The organism is Paenibacillus silviterrae, from assembly GCF_030167925.1.
GTDB lineage: Bacteria > Bacillota > Bacilli > Paenibacillales > NBRC-103111 > Paenibacillus_G > Paenibacillus_G silviterrae.
The window spans coordinates 953,832-971,708 of sequence record NZ_JASKUT010000001.1 but is presented as its reverse complement, the minus strand read 5'-3'; the positions used below and the strand labels follow the sequence as shown (position 1 = coordinate 971,708).

Annotated in this window: 22 protein-coding genes and 1 tRNA gene; 11 read left to right on the top strand and 12 right to left on the bottom strand. The window is 48.5% G+C overall.

Annotation, left to right across the window (positions count from 1 at the left end; genetic code table 11):
• The first annotated feature begins 117 nt into the window (after positions 1-117).
• Entirely contained in the window at positions 118-816 is a 699-nt protein-coding gene (locus tag QMO62_RS04095; RefSeq protein WP_284638837.1) for a hypothetical protein, read from the top strand.
• A 54-nt stretch (positions 817-870) separates the two neighbouring features.
• Here QMO62_RS04095 and QMO62_RS04090 read toward each other — a convergent pair whose 3' ends face one another.
• On the bottom strand, positions 871-2,040 hold the full coding sequence (locus QMO62_RS04090) for an MFS transporter (RefSeq protein ID WP_284638836.1): 1,170 nt from the start codon (positions 2,038-2,040) through the stop codon (positions 871-873).
• Positions 2,041-2,303: 263 nt separating this feature from the next.
• Here QMO62_RS04090 and QMO62_RS04085 point away from each other — a divergent pair, with 263 nt between their 5' ends.
• A complete protein-coding gene (locus tag QMO62_RS04085) occupies positions 2,304-3,773 on the top strand; it encodes an aminotransferase class I/II-fold pyridoxal phosphate-dependent enzyme (RefSeq protein ID WP_284638835.1) in 1,470 nt (489 codons plus the stop codon).
• A 79-nt stretch (positions 3,774-3,852) separates the two neighbouring features.
• On the opposite strand, the gene QMO62_RS04080 is transcribed toward QMO62_RS04085, so the two are convergent.
• Positions 3,853-3,999, bottom strand: coding sequence for a hypothetical protein (locus QMO62_RS04080; RefSeq protein ID WP_284638834.1), 147 nt, complete (start codon positions 3,997-3,999; stop codon positions 3,853-3,855).
• A 136-nt stretch (positions 4,000-4,135) separates the two neighbouring features.
• Here QMO62_RS04080 and QMO62_RS04075 point away from each other — a divergent pair, with 136 nt between their 5' ends.
• Together QMO62_RS04075 and QMO62_RS04070 are read left to right on the top strand one after the other, a co-directional pair.
• Positions 4,136-4,387, top strand: a complete 252-nt coding sequence (locus tag QMO62_RS04075) for a YozQ family protein (RefSeq protein WP_284638833.1) — start codon at positions 4,136-4,138, stop codon at positions 4,385-4,387.
• Between the two features lie 191 nt (positions 4,388-4,578).
• Positions 4,579-4,998: a DUF1885 family protein gene (locus QMO62_RS04070; protein WP_284638832.1), complete on the top strand. Its 420-nt coding sequence runs from the start codon at positions 4,579-4,581 to the stop codon at positions 4,996-4,998.
• A 122-nt stretch (positions 4,999-5,120) separates the two neighbouring features.
• On the opposite strand, the gene QMO62_RS04065 is transcribed toward QMO62_RS04070, so the two are convergent.
• Together QMO62_RS04065 and QMO62_RS04060 are read right to left on the bottom strand one after the other, a co-directional pair.
• Positions 5,121-5,411, bottom strand: coding sequence for a DUF1292 domain-containing protein (locus QMO62_RS04065; RefSeq protein ID WP_284638831.1), 291 nt, complete (start codon positions 5,409-5,411; stop codon positions 5,121-5,123).
• A gap of 105 nt (positions 5,412-5,516) precedes the next feature.
• Positions 5,517-6,134, bottom strand: a complete 618-nt coding sequence (locus tag QMO62_RS04060; RefSeq protein ID WP_284638830.1) for a stalk domain-containing protein — start codon at positions 6,132-6,134, stop codon at positions 5,517-5,519.
• A gap of 406 nt (positions 6,135-6,540) precedes the next feature.
• Here QMO62_RS04060 and QMO62_RS04055 point away from each other — a divergent pair, with 406 nt between their 5' ends.
• Together QMO62_RS04055 and QMO62_RS04050 are read left to right on the top strand one after the other, a co-directional pair.
• On the top strand, positions 6,541-7,278 hold the full coding sequence (locus QMO62_RS04055; RefSeq protein ID WP_284638829.1) for an MBL fold metallo-hydrolase: 738 nt from the start codon (positions 6,541-6,543) through the stop codon (positions 7,276-7,278).
• Positions 7,279-7,431: 153 nt separating this feature from the next.
• On the top strand, positions 7,432-9,036 hold the full coding sequence (locus QMO62_RS04050; RefSeq protein ID WP_284638828.1) for an ATP-binding protein: 1,605 nt from the start codon (positions 7,432-7,434) through the stop codon (positions 9,034-9,036).
• Here the strand turns inward: QMO62_RS04050 and QMO62_RS04045 are convergent.
• Positions 9,023-9,514 (bottom strand): divergent PAP2 family protein, encoded by a 492-nt coding sequence (locus QMO62_RS04045; protein WP_284638827.1) that lies wholly within the window; start codon positions 9,512-9,514, stop codon positions 9,023-9,025. The genes QMO62_RS04050 and QMO62_RS04045 overlap by 14 nt on opposite strands.
• Positions 9,515-9,769: 255 nt before the next feature.
• Here QMO62_RS04045 and QMO62_RS04040 point away from each other — a divergent pair, with 255 nt between their 5' ends.
• Positions 9,770-10,492 (top strand): Crp/Fnr family transcriptional regulator, encoded by a 723-nt coding sequence (locus tag QMO62_RS04040; RefSeq protein WP_284638826.1) that lies wholly within the window; start codon positions 9,770-9,772, stop codon positions 10,490-10,492.
• On the opposite strand, the gene QMO62_RS04035 is transcribed toward QMO62_RS04040, so the two are convergent.
• A complete protein-coding gene (locus QMO62_RS04035; RefSeq protein ID WP_284638825.1) occupies positions 10,489-10,782 on the bottom strand; it encodes a DUF1811 family protein in 294 nt (97 codons plus the stop codon). The genes QMO62_RS04040 and QMO62_RS04035 overlap by 4 nt on opposite strands.
• Before the next feature lie 163 nt (positions 10,783-10,945).
• Here QMO62_RS04035 and QMO62_RS04030 point away from each other — a divergent pair, with 163 nt between their 5' ends.
• Complete coding sequence (locus QMO62_RS04030) at positions 10,946-11,173, top strand: hypothetical protein (protein WP_284638824.1); 228 nt, start codon at positions 10,946-10,948, stop codon at positions 11,171-11,173.
• A 224-nt stretch (positions 11,174-11,397) separates the two neighbouring features.
• Positions 11,398-11,844, top strand: a complete 447-nt coding sequence (locus tag QMO62_RS04025; protein ID WP_284638823.1) for a PilZ domain-containing protein — start codon at positions 11,398-11,400, stop codon at positions 11,842-11,844.
• Here the strand turns inward: QMO62_RS04025 and QMO62_RS04020 are convergent.
• Positions 11,824-12,747, bottom strand: a complete 924-nt coding sequence (locus QMO62_RS04020) for a hypothetical protein (RefSeq protein WP_284638822.1) — start codon at positions 12,745-12,747, stop codon at positions 11,824-11,826. The genes QMO62_RS04025 and QMO62_RS04020 overlap by 21 nt on opposite strands.
• Positions 12,748-12,918: 171 nt before the next feature.
• On the opposite strand from QMO62_RS04020, the gene QMO62_RS04015 reads away from it, so the two are divergent.
• Positions 12,919-12,991 (top strand) — tRNA-Val (locus tag QMO62_RS04015).
• Between the two features lie 271 nt (positions 12,992-13,262).
• Here the strand turns inward: QMO62_RS04015 and QMO62_RS04010 are convergent.
• On the bottom strand, positions 13,263-13,406 hold the full coding sequence (locus QMO62_RS04010) for a hypothetical protein (RefSeq protein WP_284638821.1): 144 nt from the start codon (positions 13,404-13,406) through the stop codon (positions 13,263-13,265).
• Between the two features lie 606 nt (positions 13,407-14,012).
• Between QMO62_RS04010 and QMO62_RS04005 the strand changes: the two genes are divergently transcribed.
• Entirely contained in the window at positions 14,013-14,885 is an 873-nt protein-coding gene (locus QMO62_RS04005; protein ID WP_284638820.1) for an AraC family transcriptional regulator, read from the top strand.
• Between the two features lie 362 nt (positions 14,886-15,247).
• Here the strand turns inward: QMO62_RS04005 and QMO62_RS04000 are convergent, their stop codons facing one another.
• The 4 genes from QMO62_RS04000 to QMO62_RS03985 all read right to left on the bottom strand — a co-directional run bounded on the left by QMO62_RS04000 (position 15,248) and on the right by QMO62_RS03985 (position 17,877).
• Positions 15,248-15,574, bottom strand: coding sequence for a YolD-like family protein (locus QMO62_RS04000; RefSeq protein ID WP_284644856.1), 327 nt, complete (start codon positions 15,572-15,574; stop codon positions 15,248-15,250).
• Between the two features lie 122 nt (positions 15,575-15,696).
• Positions 15,697-16,500, bottom strand: a complete 804-nt coding sequence (locus QMO62_RS03995) for an alpha/beta hydrolase (protein WP_284638819.1) — start codon at positions 16,498-16,500, stop codon at positions 15,697-15,699.
• An 11-nt stretch (positions 16,501-16,511) separates the two neighbouring features.
• Positions 16,512-17,264 (bottom strand): alpha/beta hydrolase, encoded by a 753-nt coding sequence (locus QMO62_RS03990; RefSeq protein ID WP_284638818.1) that lies wholly within the window; start codon positions 17,262-17,264, stop codon positions 16,512-16,514.
• Between the two features lie 445 nt (positions 17,265-17,709).
• Positions 17,710-17,877 carry a hypothetical protein gene (locus tag QMO62_RS03985; RefSeq protein WP_284638817.1) on the bottom strand — a complete coding sequence of 56 codons (168 nt, stop codon included), beginning with the start codon at positions 17,875-17,877 and terminating at the stop codon, positions 17,710-17,712.

The window sequence follows — 17,877 nt, the reverse complement described above, 5'->3', positions numbered from 1 at the left end:
ACCTTGCAAATTTCATGTTGTTTTAAGCTTCGCTTCACCTTCCCTTAAGGGCATTTGGATAAGCTAGGTATTGTGGGAGAAATCTAACTATTCCGCACAGAAAGGAAGTGAGTTACGTTGAGACCACCTTATACCAAAACGTTCCTCGTCTCCAGCCTTGCCTTGGCCTTGCTGCTTGGCGGAGGCACACTCTACAGTGCCAAGCACATTGCCCGAGCCGAATCGTCGGAAGCGCCTTCCGCCGTCAGCGGCGCTGTGAAGGACAAAGAGCTGAAGCCGGACCGTGAAGGACGTCAGGAGAAGCTCCCGATTTATGAGGAAGCGGCAACACTGCTTGGCATGGACAAGGAAACGCTGATGAAGCAGCTGAAAAGCGAAACGCTTGTGCAGATTGCGGCAGCCAAAGGCATCAGCGAGACCGACCTCATTGCCAAGCTGCAGGCTGAGCGCACGAAGAAAATCGAGGAAGCGGTTGCTTCAGGCAAGCTGACGGCCGAGAAAGCGGAGAAGCTGAAGGCCCACATGGAAAAGCATTTGAAGTTTATGGTCAACCATCCGGTGCGCAGCGATAAGGCACACCACGGCAAAGCAGGTAAAGGCCGATTCGACGCACTGCCTGCCCCGGAGAAGCTGGCTTCGATCCTCGGCATCACCGAGGAGCAGCTGAAATCCGAGCTCAAGGCGGGGAAATCCATGACCGAAATCGCAGCAAGCAAAGGCATGAGCAAGGAGCAGCTCGTCGCCAAGATCAAGGAAGAGCTGACCCCTTGGATTGAAAAAGCGGTAGACCGCAAGCACGAGAGCAAGCAGAAGTAACTACGAATGCAAAAAGAAAAGGACCTGAGCGGTTAAGCTCAGGTCCTTTCGATGTTAAGCCAGTGTTTGCGCCTTTACACGATCAGCCGCGACAAAACGATATAGAAGGTAAATCGCTGCAACGGATAACACGGCGCCGGTAAGGAACGGCAGGTTGTTGTTATAATCGTAGACACCGGCTCCAAGAAGCGGTCCCAGTATACGACCCAAGCTGTCCATTGACGAATTGAGACCGGAAGCCGTCCCCTGGCCTACCGTCGTCTTCTGTGTAATCAGCGACGTTACGCACGGGCGGATCAACGCATTCCCTGCACCGAAGATGCTTAAATATACCGTCGCGGTGAACAAGCTGTCGGACAGCAGGATCAGCCCGAAACCGACGGCTGACAGCAGCAGGCCGATTACGATGACCCGCTCCTCGCGCCCCTTCTTAATGAAGCGCCGAACGATGCCTCCTTGTACAAGGGCTCCTACCACACCGCAGATGGCAAACATAATGCCCAGCTGCGCCGCATCCGCCCCGATCTTATCCCTCTGAAACAAGAGTAAGGTCGCCTCAAGTCCTGCCAGCGAGAACGTAACGAAGAATGACAGGACATACAAATATTTCACCGAGCCGACGAATCCCGACCAGCGCGACACCTTAGCCTCCTGCGGCTTGCGTCGCTTCTCCTCGCTTAGGGACTCAGGGAGCATAACCAATGCGAACAGGAACGTCCCTAGTGCAATGATGGAGGCGGCGAAGAACGGAATCTGCGTTCCCCACGTGCTGAGGAGCCCCCCTACTGCGGGGCCGAAGATAAAGCCGAGCCCGATCGACATGCCGACAAGCCCCATGCCCTTCGTCCGATTCTCCTCCGTCGTGATATCCGCCACATAAGCAACCGCACAGGTCGTTGCGGCGCCGGAGAACAATCCTCCCAGAATACGTGACACATACATCAGAATTAAATTATCCTGTGCAATGCCGAACAGGAAGAAGCTGACGCTAAAGCCAAGCGCCCCTATGATGATTAGCGGCCGTCTGCCGATCCGATCGGACAAGCCTCCCCAGAACGGGGACATCAGAAACGAAGCAAGCGAATACACCGAAAGCAGCAAACCTAAATGAACGTTTTCCGCGCCAGATCCGGTGACGGCATCGGGCAGAACCGGAATGATGATACCGAAACCAATGAAAATGGTCATCAGCAGCACTGAGATAATGGCCAGCTGTTTTTTCATATAAATTCAAAGCCTCCCAGGCAAAAAAAAGATGGTTCCGTCGCCACAAAACGACTCTCATATCGTATCATATCTTGCTTCATGATGGAAATGGAGCGGAAGCAACCTTAACAAAATGGACATACACCGTCCTGCCGGTTATTTTGCGCCAAATCTTAACAAACTAATTTGGTCAAAGCTCTTGCATCCGTGTCTGTTTTTGCTATACTCATTTTGTTTGCTTAAAAAACAAGCTATTTCCTATAGAAGGGTAGGGATGATAGGTGGATCACAACCGCACTCCCCTGTTTACCGCGCTGAAGGCTCATGCCGAGCGCAATCCCGTTCAATTTCACATTCCAGGACATAAGAAAGGCGTCGGTATGGATCCCGAATACCGGGCTTTTATCGGAGATAATGCGTTATCCATCGACCTGATCAATATTGCGCCGCTGGACGACCTGCATCAGCCCACCGGCGTTATTGAGGAAGCTCAACGTCTCGCGGCGGATGCCTTCGGGGCGGATCATACGTTCTTTTCCGTTCAAGGAACAAGCGGCGCCATTATGACGATGATTTTGACCGTGTGCTCCGAGGGGGATAAAATCATTGTTCCCCGCAATGTGCATAAGTCTGTCATGGCCGCCATCATCTTCGCCGGAGCGAAGCCAGTATTCCTCTCACCGGTGCGCGATGAGAATTTGGGGATCGACCACGGTGTGACGACTCGGTCCGTCAAGCGCGCGCTAGAGCGTCATCCCGATGCCAAGGCCGTGCTCGTGATTAACCCGACTTACTACGGCGTATGTGCGAATCTGAAGGAAATTGTCGACATCGTACACGGCTATAACATCCCTGTCCTTGTCGACGAAGCACACGGTGTCTTAATCCATTTCAGCGATCAGCTCCCGATGTCGGCCATGCAAGCCGGTGCGGATATGGCGGCAACCAGCGTGCATAAGCTGGGCGGCTCGATGACGCAGAGCTCCGTGCTGAATATTCAGGGCAATCTCGTGAGCTATCGCAGAGCCAAGACGATCATCAGTATGCTGACTACGACGTCGACCTCCTATATTCTGCTGGCATCGCTGGACACTGCCCGTCGTCATTTGGCTCTCAACGGCCGGGAGATGGCTGCCCGATCGGTAGAGCTTGCCGAATACGCGCGTCATGAGATCAACCAAATTCCGGGACTGTCCTGCTTCGGCAGGGAGATCCTCGGCAGCGAGGCTACTTATGACCTGGATCCGATGAAGGTGAACATTCACGTGCGCCACCTCGGCATCACCGGTTATGATGTGGAGAACTGGCTGCGGGAGAAGTACAACATCGAGGTTGAACTAAGCGATATGTACAATATCCTTTGTCTGGTTACACCCGGCGATACGAAAGAGAACATCGACACCCTCCTATCTGCTCTTCGCGTGCTGTCGGAGGAAAATTACAATGTTCGCCAGGCCAACGAGCTGGTGATCAAAATCCCGAAAATTCCGCAGCTTACCTTGTCGCCGCGCGATGCCTTCTACGGGGATACCGAGCTCATTCCGTTCAAGGACTCCGCGGACCGAATTATCGCCGAATTCATCTACGTGTATCCTCCGGGAATTCCCATCCTTCTTCCTGGGGAAGTCATCTCGCAGGATTTGATCGACTACATTACCGAGCATATCGAAGTAGGCCTTCCTGTCAAAGGACCGGAGGACCGCAGTATCGAATTTGTGAAGGTCATCGTAGAAACACCGGCAATTTTCTAACGCCAACCGAAAGAACCTTGAAATGCAAGCTACTGGCTTGTTTTCAAGGTTCTTTCGGCATAAGCGTCAGCGGAATTCGTTAGGCATCGCAGCCGCAGGAGCCGGGGTAGCCGTCATTTTGCTGCTGCTCTCTCATATTTTTGCGCATCTCCGCATCGCCCGGCATTTCCGCGACCAGCTTCACCTTTTGCCGCGGGGCTTGGTTCTGACGCTGTTGTTTGCTCATTTTGTTCACCTCCCCAATTCGCCTGCGATTATTGTGCCAAGACGCGGCTCCACGGTATACGAATAGTGAAAAGGGAATAAATCCCCTCGGGCTGTGAAACATTACTGAGTAGGCGAAACCTAGGAGGAATGAATCGATGAACAAACAAGACCCGGCTGCAGAGAGCCTGCAGCAGAATGCCGATGCCGTCGCTTCGCACAAATATGAGGTAAGCGATTATCAGAATGAATCTCCGCTCTCCAAGGGGCTGGCCGAAACCCATGAACAGGTCAGCGACGTTTATGCCGCGGGACTGAGCAGCGGTATCGTGGAGCTCGAGCAGGGCAAGTCGTATCGTATACCGGATGGCGGATATGAAGAGGATCGTCAGCCGGAAGCCCGCCCATAAGCAAGGGGAGGGAGCCGGCACAACGGCGCTAACCCTCCCCTCTCTACTTCATCTTCTCGCATTCCCCTTGCATTCTTCCTCTTCGGATCGGGATCTGTGTATTGTATTTCCATTTTCATAATGCTATGATGTTATAGGTTCTATTATAGGTTATACATACCAGTCCATCCCTTGTAGGCAGGTGCAAAGTCATGGCGCAAAGCGCATACATTAAGTTTGTCGAAGGCTCCGCCGTTCCTTCGTTGACGCTGGAAGAGCTCAAAGCCCAATTGCTTCATTACCAAGAGCAGCTCAAATTAACTGGCAAGCAGCTTGGATGGGATTATGATGACGCCGGATTTCCTTATACAATCGAATCCAAGCCAGAAGGTGAAGGCAAATGGTTTTATCTTCGTGGAACCAACCCGCTCTATAAATATATCGTCCTCGGCATAGGCACCGAAGCTGCCGGTGAATCCGAGAAGCATTTTGTACAAATGGTGCTGCCGGACGAAGCGACCCACGGCGATAAAGCGAAGGGCAACGAGTTCTGCAAATACTTGGCCAAGCTATGGAAGGCAGAGCTGCACTTATTCAACGGTCGAGTCATGTATTATAACCCTCGCAAATAGGTAAGGATGTTCATAAAGATCAGAAGCTTGCTTGTGGAAGCAGGCCGTCTGATCTTTTTTCGTTTACGCATGCCTTCTTTAGAAAAAAGAAGCCCCTCTGCCAGGCAGAAGGGCTTCCGATCTTATTGCTCTTGCTCTTCAACGATTTCGTTGTAGATCGCAACCACGCGATCCCACTCTTCTTCATCCTCGATGCTCGCCAGGAAGGCTTCTCCGTCTTCCTCTTCGATACGGAAAATAACGCCATCCGCCTCGGTATCATTGCGATCGAGCAGCACTGCATAGGCACGATCATTCGCTTCAAAAGTATATACCATCACCATCTCATGCTCGACGCCGTCTTGATCGGTAACGATAAAAATATCGTCTTCGTGATCGTGATCGCAGGAAGCATCATGAATGTGATCGCTCATGGAAAAACCTCATTTCCTTATGTAATGGTCATTCCTACGTATCGTATCACGTTCCGAACGGGCGAGTCAATCGACGGACGCTAAGGCTTGCTCAACAGCCGAAAATTACTCGGATAAGATCTTTTTCTCGGAAACCACGACGTAGTCCCCGCCCTCTTCCAGCTTAATGGAGAATTTCACCGTATAATTGCCCGCTTTGTTAAAGGAGACGGTAAACGGCCATGGGTACCAGAAATTTTCCTTCTGACCTGCAACTACCTTCTCATGAGCCGGAGCGGCGAGCTCCCCTGATGGTGTCTCAATCGAAATCTTGAACGAATGGAAAGGCGTCGTCAAGCTGTCTACTTGGGCGAAAACGGCAAAATCAAGCCGGTCTCCCTTCTTCACTCCACCAAACGGCTGCTTAATGGAGTAGTCATCGTCTACTTTTTTGGCCACAAACATGTGCACATTGGGCTTATGAACGGAAACTGTCTGTGCAGAGCTATCCCATTTTACCAAGGCCTGCAAAGAATCTGACAAAACGCGAACCGGAAATACCGCGCTTCCTTTCATTAGAAAAGCCGGGGCCTCTTCACCGTCAAACGTTTTTTCTTGATTGTTAATTAACAGCCTTGTCTTCGAATACCCTTCATACTCGCCCCACATCGAGCTTGCTGCAACCGAAGCTGCCCCGATGAGCGACAAAGAGAGCACCAATGTTACGATCCGTGGCACTTTCATTTCCTGCTACCTCCATCATGTCTTCGTACTTTGTATCTGCTATTTTATACTCACCCCGGTGGCAAGAGTTGCGCTCATTTCTATAAAAATGAAAATATTTTTCGTGCAAATAACTATATCTTGTGAACCTTCCGTTAGAACGCTGAATTTTGACACAAAATATGCGATACACAAAAGTTATGTCGAATATCCCTTCCTCCACTGACGAGAGCTGCCGTTTTTTGCGCTTCCCCGGGAAATGAAGTGCGGGAAATGCCTTGTTGCCGAACAATTAACAATCGTTTCCTAAAGATCCGTTTATCATTTTTTTGACAAAACGTGTCATATTTATCTTGAATCCATCCTGCGAGGCGTGGTAGATTAATATGGATGCAACTGTCATGTTATTGTCGATTGGAGGATCGTCGTGAGCCTGCAAATTCAAATGATCGGAACGGGAAGTGCATTCAGCAAAAGCTACTACAACAACAACGCATTGGTAAGCAGCAACGGCTACAATCTGCTAATCGACTGCGGCTTTACTGCTCCCCGGGCCCTGTTCGAGCTTAATATCCCAATCCCACAGATCGATGCGGTCTTCATCAGCCATATTCATGCAGACCATATTGGCGGCCTGGAGGAGATGGCGTTTCAGTTAAAATATCGGTATCAACATAAATTGAAGCTCCTTGTACCGGAAGCGTTGCTTGCTCCGTTATGGGAGCATTCCCTGCGCGGAGGCTTGGAGAATCTGGCCGAAGGGATTACGTGTCTTGAGGATTACTTTGACGTTGTTCCCCTTCATGAAGGAAAGCATGAGCTTCACCCGGGACTCGTCATGGAAATTTTCCAGACCGAGCACATTCCCCGGAAAGCAAGCTATTCCGTGATTTTCAACGATTCGGTCTTTTATAGTGCAGACGCGAAGTTTGACTATGAGCTTCTGGTCCGTCTCTCGGATCAACGGGGAATCCGTTACATCCTGCATGACTGTGTACTCGGCGGCTCGGGTGCTGTGCATGCGACGCTTGACGAGCTGCTGACCTTGCCGGAGCATATCCAACGAAAGGTGCTTCTGATGCATTACAGTGACAACATGCCTGAGTATAAAGGCCGAACGGGTAACATGTCATTTATAGAGCAATTCAAGCTTTATACATTTTAAAAGGCGAACGGACGATTCTTCTTGCATCGTCCGTTTCTTTTATCCTTGCCGGCATGCGCCATGCAAGTTTTTTCATTGGACAAGCAGGATTTTCACGGCATGGCACAGAATTCCATAATTAAAATACCGTCATGTCAGGAGTGAAGACCAAGAATGAACTTGCGCTGGATCTTCCTTTTGTATATTGCAATCGTTTGCTTCTTTTCCCTTATCTCTCATCCGTCTTCCGCACAAGCTCCCTATTTAATTGCCTTCAGCTTCATTTATGCATTAAGCCACTTCACGAAGCATGAAGCCTCACCCGTTTTTCGATATATGCAGTACGGCTTGCTCATTGGCTTTCATTATATTAGTGCAACGGATTGGTGTTTGCCGTTGTATTTGGTATATATGGCCCAATCCATCGGAAGAGAACGTAAGATAACCGCTATTACCACCAGCTTTCTCTTGATGATCTTGTTTAGTGCCATAGCCTTTAGTTATCGTCCCGCGAACCTTCCTGAGCTAAGCAATGTCATTTTTATGGTTGCCAGCTGCCTCCTGTTGGCTTTATTATTTCGGAATTACTTGGCGGATATGGAGAAACAGGCTAAGGTATTGACGGATGAGAAGCAGCGGCTCACTACACATGATGCTTTGACCGGCCTTTACAATTATGAAGAATTTCATCGTCAGGTCGAGAAGCTGGTGGAAGCGAACCGGACCATCGCCATTACGCTCCTGGACTGCAAGGACTTGAAGTCATTGAATACAACGAACGGCTTTCAAGGGGTAAACAATATACTCCGTCAGGTAGGTCAGCTCCTTCGGATTATGTTTCCTGAAGCGCTCCTTGTTGCGCGGTACGGCGGGGACGAATTCGCCATTGTTTTGGAATCGGGCGATATGCAGCATACGCTGAATACCACCACGCAGCTGCTTGCTTCCGAATTTCCGAAGCTTACGGGTATAGAGATCAATTTTGGTATCGCTTTCTATCCGTTTGACGGCTATACGAAGGACGATTTGATCTTCGTCGCTGAGAAATCGCTGTATACCATGAAACGGGAGAGCTGGCTGAAACGCGAGGAGCATATGCTTCGTTCCGAGAAGCTGCGTGTCGTTGGGGAGCTGGCCTCCGGGATGGCTCATGAAATTCGTAATCCCCTAACTACAATTAAGGGATTTTTGCAGCTTTCCAAGGCAAGTCAGTACAATATTGAACCATGGTACGAGTTGATTATGGATGAAATTAATCGAATGAGCATGCTCACTGGAGAGTTTTTGCAATTTTCCAAGCCGCATACCAGTAAATACAAAGCGCTTTCTATCCAGGTATGCGTTGAGCGGGTGATCTCTCTCTTGGATTCCGAGTCAGCAAGGCTTGGCCATCGTATTCTCTTTGATCGCCCCAATGAGCCTGTACTTATGATGATGGATCAGGATAAAATACTCCAGTTGCTGCTCAATCTCGTAAAAAATGCGTTTGAGGCCATGCCGGAGCAAGGCCTCGTACACATCCGGTTGACCCACAACGGAGCCCAAGCCGTTCTTGAAATAACGGATACTGGAAAAGGGATCCCCAAGGATGAGCTTGATCAAATTTTTCTTCCGTTTTATACGACAAAAGACAGCGGAACCGGACTTGGCTTATCGATCTGCCACAAAATCATCCAGGATCACGAGGGTACCATCGAGGTGGAAAGTATTGCAGGCGAGGGCACCAAATTTACCATTTCCGTCCCCGTCGTAACAGCCGAAGAACCTATCGGAGTTTAGAGGACCTTCTTGAACGACTTCTTTTCGGTTCGATAATAAAGCTTATCGCACCTAGAAGCATACCCAGCAAGGCTCCTCCTGCCACCTCCTCGGGTACATGCCCGAGCCTTTCTTCGAGCTCCCTCTCCCGTTTCGTATGTAGCATTGACGGGTGCCGGCGGCTTAACTCTCCCACTTCTTCCTCCAGATCGTTCACCTGCATAGCGATAAGCCCGGCATGCCGACGTATACCCATGGCGTCATACATGACGATGAGACCGAGCATCGTTGACAATGCAAAGGGTATGGACGCTATCCCCTTCTTAAGGCCAATGTAAGTGGCAAGCGAAGCTACCCCGGCGGAGTGCGAGCTGGGCATCCCTCCGGTGGTCCATAATTCCTTCCAATCCCAACGCCCATTCCGATAGCGCGCAGTAGGTATTTTCAGCGCTTGGGCGATACCAATACTAGCCAGAGACGTCAATAACGCTCGGTTCATCCCTAATCACCTCATCTATAGAATGAAATGGGGAAGGGCATTGTATACTTGGGGATTCATTCCTGTAGCTTAAGCACAAGTATACCCTCATAAGAGAAGGCTACCCTAGACAGCGAACCAATGTTCATGATTGTGACGAACAAATCGCTTGTTGATGTGATTCATATCACATCTTCCTGCCTTTGGATTCGGTAAGGTAGAAGCAATAAGTTAGATTTCGCACGATCAGTTCATTCCCGAAGGGGGTACGCAACAATGCATGAACAACATAGTCATGAGGTAACAACTCAGGTGAGTAATACAGAATGCTTCTCTGAGGGAAGCTTGGAGAAGCTTGCCGGCATCATGTACGAAACGAAAGTAGCGGCTGGGGCTTATTTATTTTGGGAAGGCGATGCTGCGGATAAGCTGTATTTTTTGAAGCAAGGGCGAGTGAAAATCACAAAGAGCAACGATGAGGGGAAAGGCTTTATTCTCTACTTGCATAACGCGGGAGATTTGTTCGGACAAGTGGACCCTTTTCATAATTCGGTTCACAGCTTCAATGCAGAGGTGATGGAAGAAGCAATTATCGGGGTGATCCAACAAAAGGACCTTGAGGTCCTTCTCTGGCAGCATGGCGAGCTGGCTGTAGAATTTATGAAATGGATGGGATTAATTCACCGCCTGACGCAAACTAAGTTCCGGGACCTTATGATGTTCGGTAAGCCCGGTGCTCTCTGCTCGACCCTCATCCGTCTTTGTAATTCTTACGGTGAAACAACGGTTGAAGGCATCGTGATTACCAAGAAGCTGACCAATAGCGAGCTGGCCGACATGATCGGCGCAACCCGCGAAAGCGTCAACCGGATGCTTAGCGATTTACGCAAGCAGGACATCATTTCCATCGAGAACAATCAGATTATTGTAAAAAAGCTAGATTATCTACAGGACATTTGCCATTGTGAGAATTGTCCCAAAGATATGTGCCGCATTTAGAGCCGGACCAGCATCGAGATCGGAAAGCTGGCTTCCGGCTCGTTGTCCATGCTGCCCCATGCATATATTCCGTTAATATATTTAAGTTCAAACAGAGTCTGCACCCCATCCACTTTGTATACTCCTGGCGTAAAATCGGCGGGGTCCAAGGTGTAGGCCTTCGCCGTGACATATTTACTTTGTAGCACGTTTTTCTGGCTTGGAAACTCCGCTTTCTCCATAGCGCCGCTGAGCTCTCTCAACTCCGCTTCCAGCTCCTCTCTGGACATTTGACTGTATAGCTTTTTCATCGTGTCTCCCCCTTCGAAACGTGTAATTTTGTCGATCTTCACCTGTAGATAAAATCACTTTATTCCCGCTTTTTGTCACCTTCTGATGGAATTTATTTCTAGTTAAATCAAGGCGATTCCATTATAATGAATGATAGAATATGCAATGAGGAGGCCATGAGCCATGCGTACGGAGTTATCGATCAACGATAGGAAAATTCCCGTCAGCTTCATCTCCAGTGACCAGAAAGCAATTCCTCAGCTGCTGAATTTACTCAATAAGAATCGAATGAAGAATACGAATATGACATCCTCACCGACACTGGACATCGAAAGGATTGAAATTATCGGCAATCAAGCCGTGCTGCATTCCCATCACAGCGAGAAAGTCATTGAACTCCCGCTCTATTGAGCGGTTTTTTATCGCTTAGGACTTGTTGTACGTTTGACTTAAGCCTTAGAACAATGTGACATTCCTTACGAAGAAACCCTTCTCTTAAATCGCAGTCGATCAGCCTTGAAGGGCACAATAGAAGGTTTTCTTATGAGCACGAAATGCCTTGCACAGACTAAGATTCAAGGTTATTATGAGACACATAAAGGAATGAATACCATATCGCAAAGGATTTGTCATTTATGACCAATGATAACAAACGCGGCTTTTATCGTTTGCAATTTATTCATCCCCTCCTGGCCGATGCCAAGCTCATTGGTTTTGATGGATTGGAGCTTGATTACAAAATGGTAAAAGCCGCCCTCTTGGATCTAAGTGCAGGCGGCGCACGCTTCTATACGGATGCTCCGTTTCCGGATGAGGGCAATCTGCTGGTGGAGCTAAGGTTCATGGCGCTTGGCAAGGAGTTTCGGCTGCTCGGTCTCGTCGTGCGTACGATCCGCCCCGTGGAAGAACATTATGAGTATTGCGTCCAGTTTTCCCTCGACGAAGCGGATACGGCCGCATTAACGAGTATAGTCAATCAAATGTCCATCAAACTTAGGAAGACTCCCGTGCTTTCCAATTGCAGCTTCGCTACGGAAGAAGAGCTTCTTGCTTTCATGCCCCTACGCTCTCACTCGTCCTGACAGCCCTGCAACGAGATAAGACTTCCCTGACTCTGTATGCCATACCCAGCTCTTGAATAGCTGCTGTTCAGGCTTTAGCTTATCGAACAAATCTTTGAGGCCTATCACGGCCGATTCGATCCCATACTTGCCGAAGGCTTGGAAGAGGAACCTCACCCGTTCGTTATCGTTGCTCAGTTGATTAAGCTGGTCCAGCAAATCCTTCTTGGACTCGTCCAGCAGAATAATATCCGTCCAGGCTGCCACGCGGCCCTCCGGCTTTACGAGCGATATAAGCAGGGTATTGTAATCCGCCACCACGTTGTTCCTTAAGAAGCCCAAAGCCTCGACGATTTGTGCTGTGTCCGCCTCATTATATAAATGCATGTACTCGGCCAATTGCGATAACGCGTGTAAATAAAATAATTGCGTATGCACTCCGGAAGAAACGACTAGATTGAAGGACTTCTTCATATGAGGCAGCGCTTCTTCCCGTTTCACCAGAAACGCCTGGTCGCGCAGCCAACCTGCTAGCTCTCCCGCCGGTATGCCTGCCTGCAGCTTCTCTTCATAGTCTTGATAAAAGCCTAACTGGTCCAGGCAAGTATAGTCCACATGAGCAAGCGATTTGAACTTGGGTGAGGTGAACCCGCCTGTTGCTTCCATGAACTCCTCGATCGCATTCGCTTCTGTGTCGAGCACCGTGAGCTGGCTGAAACGTGAAGCAAGCTCCGGCAGATCCACATCTCCATGGTTCCCTGCACCAAGCACCGCCGCTTTATCGAAAGAGCTAAGCTGAGCGGTCGTATCCTCCAGCAGCTTGCGAACATGATACCGGTGAGTGCCCCACTCCTGCTCGCCCCAGTCCAGCTTGTCCTCACTCACCTCGGTTAAGCCACTACTGACCCCCGGAAAATCCTTCATAAGTCCCCTTCTTTCCAAGTGATTTTCTGTTGGTGACATTATATCATAATGTGCAGCTTTCGTGTCGACAGAGTCAGTTGGAGGACAAGATCCTTAATTTTTCAAAAAAAGTGTTGACTTTGTTGTCCAGGCTTGGTAATATAACACTTGTCGCTAAACAAAATACATCGAGACCTGTTAGCTCAGCTGGGAGAGCACCATCTTGACAGGGTGGGGGTCAGTGGTTCGAGCCCACTACAGGTCATACAAGAACAGCAACCGTGATCCTTCATAGGACACGGTTTTTCTCTTTTTTTTCACTGCCTGTTTAGTTTCCTTCTTGTCTGCTCTAACCTGATCCAAGGCTTAGAGGCGTATCAAGTGAACGTTTTGAATCTTCAAACACATTTTCGACTAATAGTTATTCCCAATAAAATTCTCATTACATTACACAACAAAATCAAAAGAACACCTCTGAATGTAGGAGGTGTTCAGAATATCGTTTATGTAGTTACAACAATAGCTACTAAATAATCTTATTCACTTGCTTCTTCTTCAGAAGCCTCCTGAACAGCCTCAACAACATCATCCTCATTCGAACCCTCGGAAACCTCTTCTACTACCTCAGCAGCTTCTTCAACCTCGTCAGCCAGCAATTCCTGATTTTCCTCTTGGCTCATATTTGATACCTCCTAATGGTTGATGTACATAATATACCATTAGGACGTTGCAAATTATGTAATTATATGGAGTTATATTTATCAAATATTGGTCAACAAAAGCCAAGTGACTAGAATGGTTAACCTTATTAATTCATTTATAATTTACATTGCCGTGTCGGTGTTGGCCTAATGGATGTACAAAATTGTGTTGTTTGCCGTTAAACAAATGCCGTATAGGTTAAAACCTATACAATAGAATACATACTGCATATGATGTGCGTAGAAAGCGAAAAGGAGGGATTCGCACATGAGTTGTGTTAAAGGATATGGAGGTTCATCCACAACAATTGTTCTGGTTCTTTACATTCTGTTGGTTATCATTTTGTCCGCAGGTTTCTTTATCTAATACTAATGCTGATAAAGTCAACGAAACAGAGCCTTTAATTTGCAAGGCTCTGCTTTTTATGTTTCTGGCCCCCTTCCCATTAAAGCGGAAGCCGCTCTATGCAACCAATCCGAACTGGACATATTTTTGTCGGGTGTAAATCCGACCTTTTTTACATACAAATTGTCGGGTATAGTGAAAGTATTGCTGCTACAATGACCCTATGGACGGTGAGACGCATGGATTTACTGAGAGCTATGAATAATGCCATTGCCTACGTGGAGGACAATCTTGAGGAAGCGGTGGACTTTGCCCAAGTAGCGCGCCTTGCGCATTGCTCCGAGCATCATTTCAGAAAGATGTTTTACTACCTGGCCGGTATAACCTTGGTGGAGTATATACGAAGGAGACGGCTGACACTAGCGGGCTTCGAGCTGCTGACCGATCAAGCCAAAGTGATTGATATTGCATTAAAATACGGTTATCAATCTCCCGACTCGTTCACTAAGGCCTTTCATAAGCTGCACGGTATGAATCCTTCCGAGGTGCGTAAATCCGGACATTCCTTAAAAGCGTATCCCCGCATGTCGCTTCAATTAACGATTCAAGGAGGAACGGAAATGAACTATCGCATTGTAGAGAAAGAGTCATTTCGTATCGTGGGATTGAAAAAAAGAGTGCCGATCATTTTTCATGGGGTTAACCCGGAAATCGCCGCTATGTGGAAAAGCTTGGACTTGGAATTGATTCAAAGACTTAAGTCGCTTTCCAATATCGAGCCCTCAGGACTGATCAGCGCTTCCGTCAATTTTTCCGAAGGAAGAATGGAAGAAAACGGAGAACTGGATCATTATATTGGTGCGGCTACGAGTGAACCGGCTCCAAGCGATCTCGCTCAGCTGGAAGTACCGGCCTTGACCTGGGCCGTGTTCAATGCCGTAGGCCCTTTTCCTGACACACTGCAGAGCATTTGGGGACGTATTTATTCGGAATGGTTCCCATCCTCGATATATGAACAAGCTGAAGGCCCGGAAATCTTGTGGAATAAGGACAAGGACACGACTTCACCTACGTTTACAAGTGAAATTTGGATTCCAGTAACGAAAAAATAAGTGCAACACAAGTTATCAAGAGATGCATACCTTCGACCCTGTCCAAGGCAGGTTATTGGGATGCATCTTTTTCCATTGGACAAATACTGTAATCATTTCCGCGCCCATACGAAGATCGATTACACTTTGTGTGAGCATTCCCAAGAAATCTGTGATACTATATAGAGTAAGCGGCCCATTATATGGGAATGATGGAATATAGATCATGTAAAGGAGCTAATGTTCTATGGACATCTTCAGCCTTGCCCTTCACTTATTGCCTCTAGCCTTCTTCGCGGCGCTTGTACAGGAGCTGGTCAGTAGGGGATCCAAAAATATCAATGAACACAAGAAAAAGGATTAGAGCATGAAAGCCGCTCTACCTACTTGAAGATGCCTACAGTATGATCATCAATAATAATCTCGATCTTCATCACATCTTCAAATGGAATCCACGTATACTCTTCCTTGTTCTCTACCCTGATGTTTCTTAGCTGCTTATCAAGCTGCGTAATCTTGCCTTGAAACGTCTGCAGCTGTGAATCTCCCCAAACGGAAATGATCGCCTCTCTCTCCGTGAACATAGCAACACCAAGACTCCGAATTAGCGATTCTTTCGCCTCCTCCGTTCTTAGCTGTTTCGTTCTTTGCGAAGGTAAGTATGCATGTATTGTAACCGGCACCAAACAGATCACCCCAATATCGAACATTTGTTCCCATATTAACAAAGTACGGACCTGATTGCAAGTTATCGCTCCTCCAATGACATTGCCAAGCGCAAAAAAGGCGCCCCGAGGTTAACGGAAGGCACCTGAATCGTATTCTCAAAGCTCTACATTCCCATCAAATACTGCCCTTCTGTCTTATCTAAACCAAGATATTCCAGAAATCGTACAAGCTCCTGTTCCCAGAATTGCCAGGTATGGCCGTGACCTTCCGCTTCATGATAGTGGTACTTGTATGGATTGCCCTCCAACGAAAGGAAAAAATCTCTCAACAGCAGGTTTAAATCAAGCCAAGGGTCCAAGCTGCCGCAGCCATGATATACGCGGGCAACGGACTTGCCTATCTTCAGCCCCTCACGTCCCAGATGCTTCAAGTCATTCTCCGTTCCCTTAAAGTCCCCTTCACCGAAGAGCATGATCCGATCCTTGGCACGCTGGGAGCCATCGTTTACGAATTCGATATCGGACTTGTCTCCCGCCGAAAATGCACCAATGGCGCCAAACAGGTCGGGACGAGCCAATCCTACCCTTAGACAGCCGTAACCCCCGTTAGAATATCCGGAAATATAATTATCCTCACGCGCAGGCGAAAGCCGCGGCAGCATATGCCGAATAATTCGCGGCAGCTCCTCGCTCAGATAAGTGAAATAACGTCCTCCATGCACCATATCGGTATAACATGACTGAAATGCTCCGGGCATAATCACAGCGAGTCCATACTCCATGGCAATTCGTTCAATGCTGCTCATTCGCTGCCAAGCCGTGTGATCGCCGGAGCCGCCGTGAAGCAGCCAAAGCACCTTCAGCCTTCCGTCCCCCGCATAGGGCTGCTTCTCCTGAGGAACAATGATGCTCACGTCCATCTCGGTCCCTAAGACCTCAGAGTACAGCTGGGTCTGGATGTATGCCATGCCATCTCCTCCTATTCACTGCGCTGCTTCCGCTCGGATAGCCATGTTACAAACTGCTCCAGCTCCTTGTCCCAATCCGCCCAGTTCCCTTTACCGTGATCCGTCCGGAAAATGAACGGTTGTTCAAGCTCCTTCATTAGCTTACAGAATTTCTCATTGTTATTGTAATTCGGACTTTCGATACTGCAGCTTACATACATTTCGGTTTTTGGCTTGTCCGACTCAGCAATCCGTTTCACGGCGGCGTTCAGGTCATTTGTACTGCCCGCTGCGAGCTCCCTTTCACCGAAAACATCCATCGCATGTCTTGGGTCCATGGAATCGTATGCTGCAAGTACATCCAGTGTACCACTGAAGGATCCCGCTGCTGCGAATGTGCTTGAAGCAAGCAAGCCTGCCTTGACCGCGCCATAGCCACCTGCACCGGCTCCGGCGATATAGCGTCCATCTCGATGGGCCGCAAGCGGGAAGGTCCTTTCACAAAGCGCCGGCAGCTCCTCTGTAATAAAGCGGAAGTAATCGCGCCCGAAAGCCATATTCGTATACCAGCCCAGATGTCCGGCCGGCATTATTACGGCAAGCGGAAGCCTCTCTGCATATCTTTCCACCCCGGAACGTCTCAGCCAAGCGCTATGTCCGTCTCCCATATCATGCAGCAGATACAATGTCTCATAGGCACCGCTTCCCTGCTCGGGAAGCAACACATCCATGGCTACGGGCAACCGCAGTGCTTCCGAGTAGTAATTTATTTTTAGCCAAGCCATACGGTCATCTCCCTTCAAAAGCGAATTCACACTATGTATCACTTTCTACTTGAAAATCACAACTGATTTAAGGATACTTGTTGTAGTAAGTATCACTCAACATATCCATGCTTCTTTTTCAATACTTGTTGTGGGTAAAGAGTAAGTGGCAGGGTTGTCCTCCCAAGTCTTAGATCATTCTTTGCTAGATTCTTATTATCATCTCAACACGGGAGAGGTCGAATTGAACCACAATCGTTTGCTATCGGATTCTGAGGAACTGCGGGCGCGTACCAACCAGCTAAAAAAGCAGCATGAGAAAGCTGCTAAACTATGTTAGCAGCAACCGCAGACGTTTAGAATCGCTCAGCACCAGATAAAAAGAAACAAGGCGGTTTTCCATTCCCTCAAGCATCAGCTAACCGATTTGATTCTTCCCCCGGAAGATAATAATTCTTATTGAGTCTCACTCTCGCAGCGCCTCTCTCAACTTGCTTGACATCACCGGATTCGAACGTTGAAGAGAGGCGGCTCGCAGCCTTGCATTCTCTTCCTTCAATCGTTCCACCTCCGCTTCAAGCTTAGCAACACGATCGAGCGCTTGTTGCAGCGGTTCTCGAATCTGCTCCTCCAT

Bases quoted from the DNA above. Each gene is read 5' to 3' on its own strand.
- QMO62_RS04090 (WP_284638836.1), bottom strand. From the start codon at position 2,040: ATGAAAAAACAGCTGGCCATTATCTCAGTGCTGCTGATGACCATTTTC.
- QMO62_RS04080 (WP_284638834.1), bottom strand. From the start codon at position 3,999: ATGAGCAAACAACAGCGTCAGAACCAAGCCCCGCGGCAAAAGGTGAAG.
- QMO62_RS04075 (WP_284638833.1), top strand. From the start codon at position 4,136: ATGAACAAACAAGACCCGGCTGCAGAGAGCCTGCAGCAGAATGCCGAT.
- QMO62_RS04070 (WP_284638832.1), top strand. From the start codon at position 4,579: ATGGCGCAAAGCGCATACATTAAGTTTGTCGAAGGCTCCGCCGTTCCT.
- QMO62_RS04065 (WP_284638831.1), bottom strand. From the start codon at position 5,411: ATGAGCGATCACATTCATGATGCTTCCTGCGATCACGATCACGAAGAC.
- QMO62_RS04060 (WP_284638830.1), bottom strand. From the start codon at position 6,134: ATGAAAGTGCCACGGATCGTAACATTGGTGCTCTCTTTGTCGCTCATC.
- QMO62_RS04050 (WP_284638828.1), top strand. From the start codon at position 7,432: ATGAACTTGCGCTGGATCTTCCTTTTGTATATTGCAATCGTTTGCTTC.
- QMO62_RS04045 (WP_284638827.1), bottom strand. From the start codon at position 9,514: ATGAACCGAGCGTTATTGACGTCTCTGGCTAGTATTGGTATCGCCCAA.
- QMO62_RS04040 (WP_284638826.1), top strand. From the start codon at position 9,770: ATGCATGAACAACATAGTCATGAGGTAACAACTCAGGTGAGTAATACA.
- QMO62_RS04035 (WP_284638825.1), bottom strand. From the start codon at position 10,782: ATGAAAAAGCTATACAGTCAAATGTCCAGAGAGGAGCTGGAAGCGGAG.
- QMO62_RS04030 (WP_284638824.1), top strand. From the start codon at position 10,946: ATGCGTACGGAGTTATCGATCAACGATAGGAAAATTCCCGTCAGCTTC.
- QMO62_RS04025 (WP_284638823.1), top strand. From the start codon at position 11,398: ATGACCAATGATAACAAACGCGGCTTTTATCGTTTGCAATTTATTCAT.
- QMO62_RS04020 (WP_284638822.1), bottom strand. From the start codon at position 12,747: ATGAAGGATTTTCCGGGGGTCAGTAGTGGCTTAACCGAGGTGAGTGAG.
- QMO62_RS04010 (WP_284638821.1), bottom strand. From the start codon at position 13,406: ATGAGCCAAGAGGAAAATCAGGAATTGCTGGCTGACGAGGTTGAAGAA.
- QMO62_RS04005 (WP_284638820.1), top strand. From the start codon at position 14,013: ATGGATTTACTGAGAGCTATGAATAATGCCATTGCCTACGTGGAGGAC.
- QMO62_RS04000 (WP_284644856.1), bottom strand. From the start codon at position 15,574: ATGTTCGATATTGGGGTGATCTGTTTGGTGCCGGTTACAATACATGCA.
- QMO62_RS03995 (WP_284638819.1), bottom strand. From the start codon at position 16,500: ATGGCATACATCCAGACCCAGCTGTACTCTGAGGTCTTAGGGACCGAG.
- QMO62_RS03990 (WP_284638818.1), bottom strand. From the start codon at position 17,264: ATGGCTTGGCTAAAAATAAATTACTACTCGGAAGCACTGCGGTTGCCC.
- QMO62_RS03985 (WP_284638817.1), bottom strand. From the start codon at position 17,877: ATGGAGGAGCAGATTCGAGAACCGCTGCAACAAGCGCTCGATCGTGTT.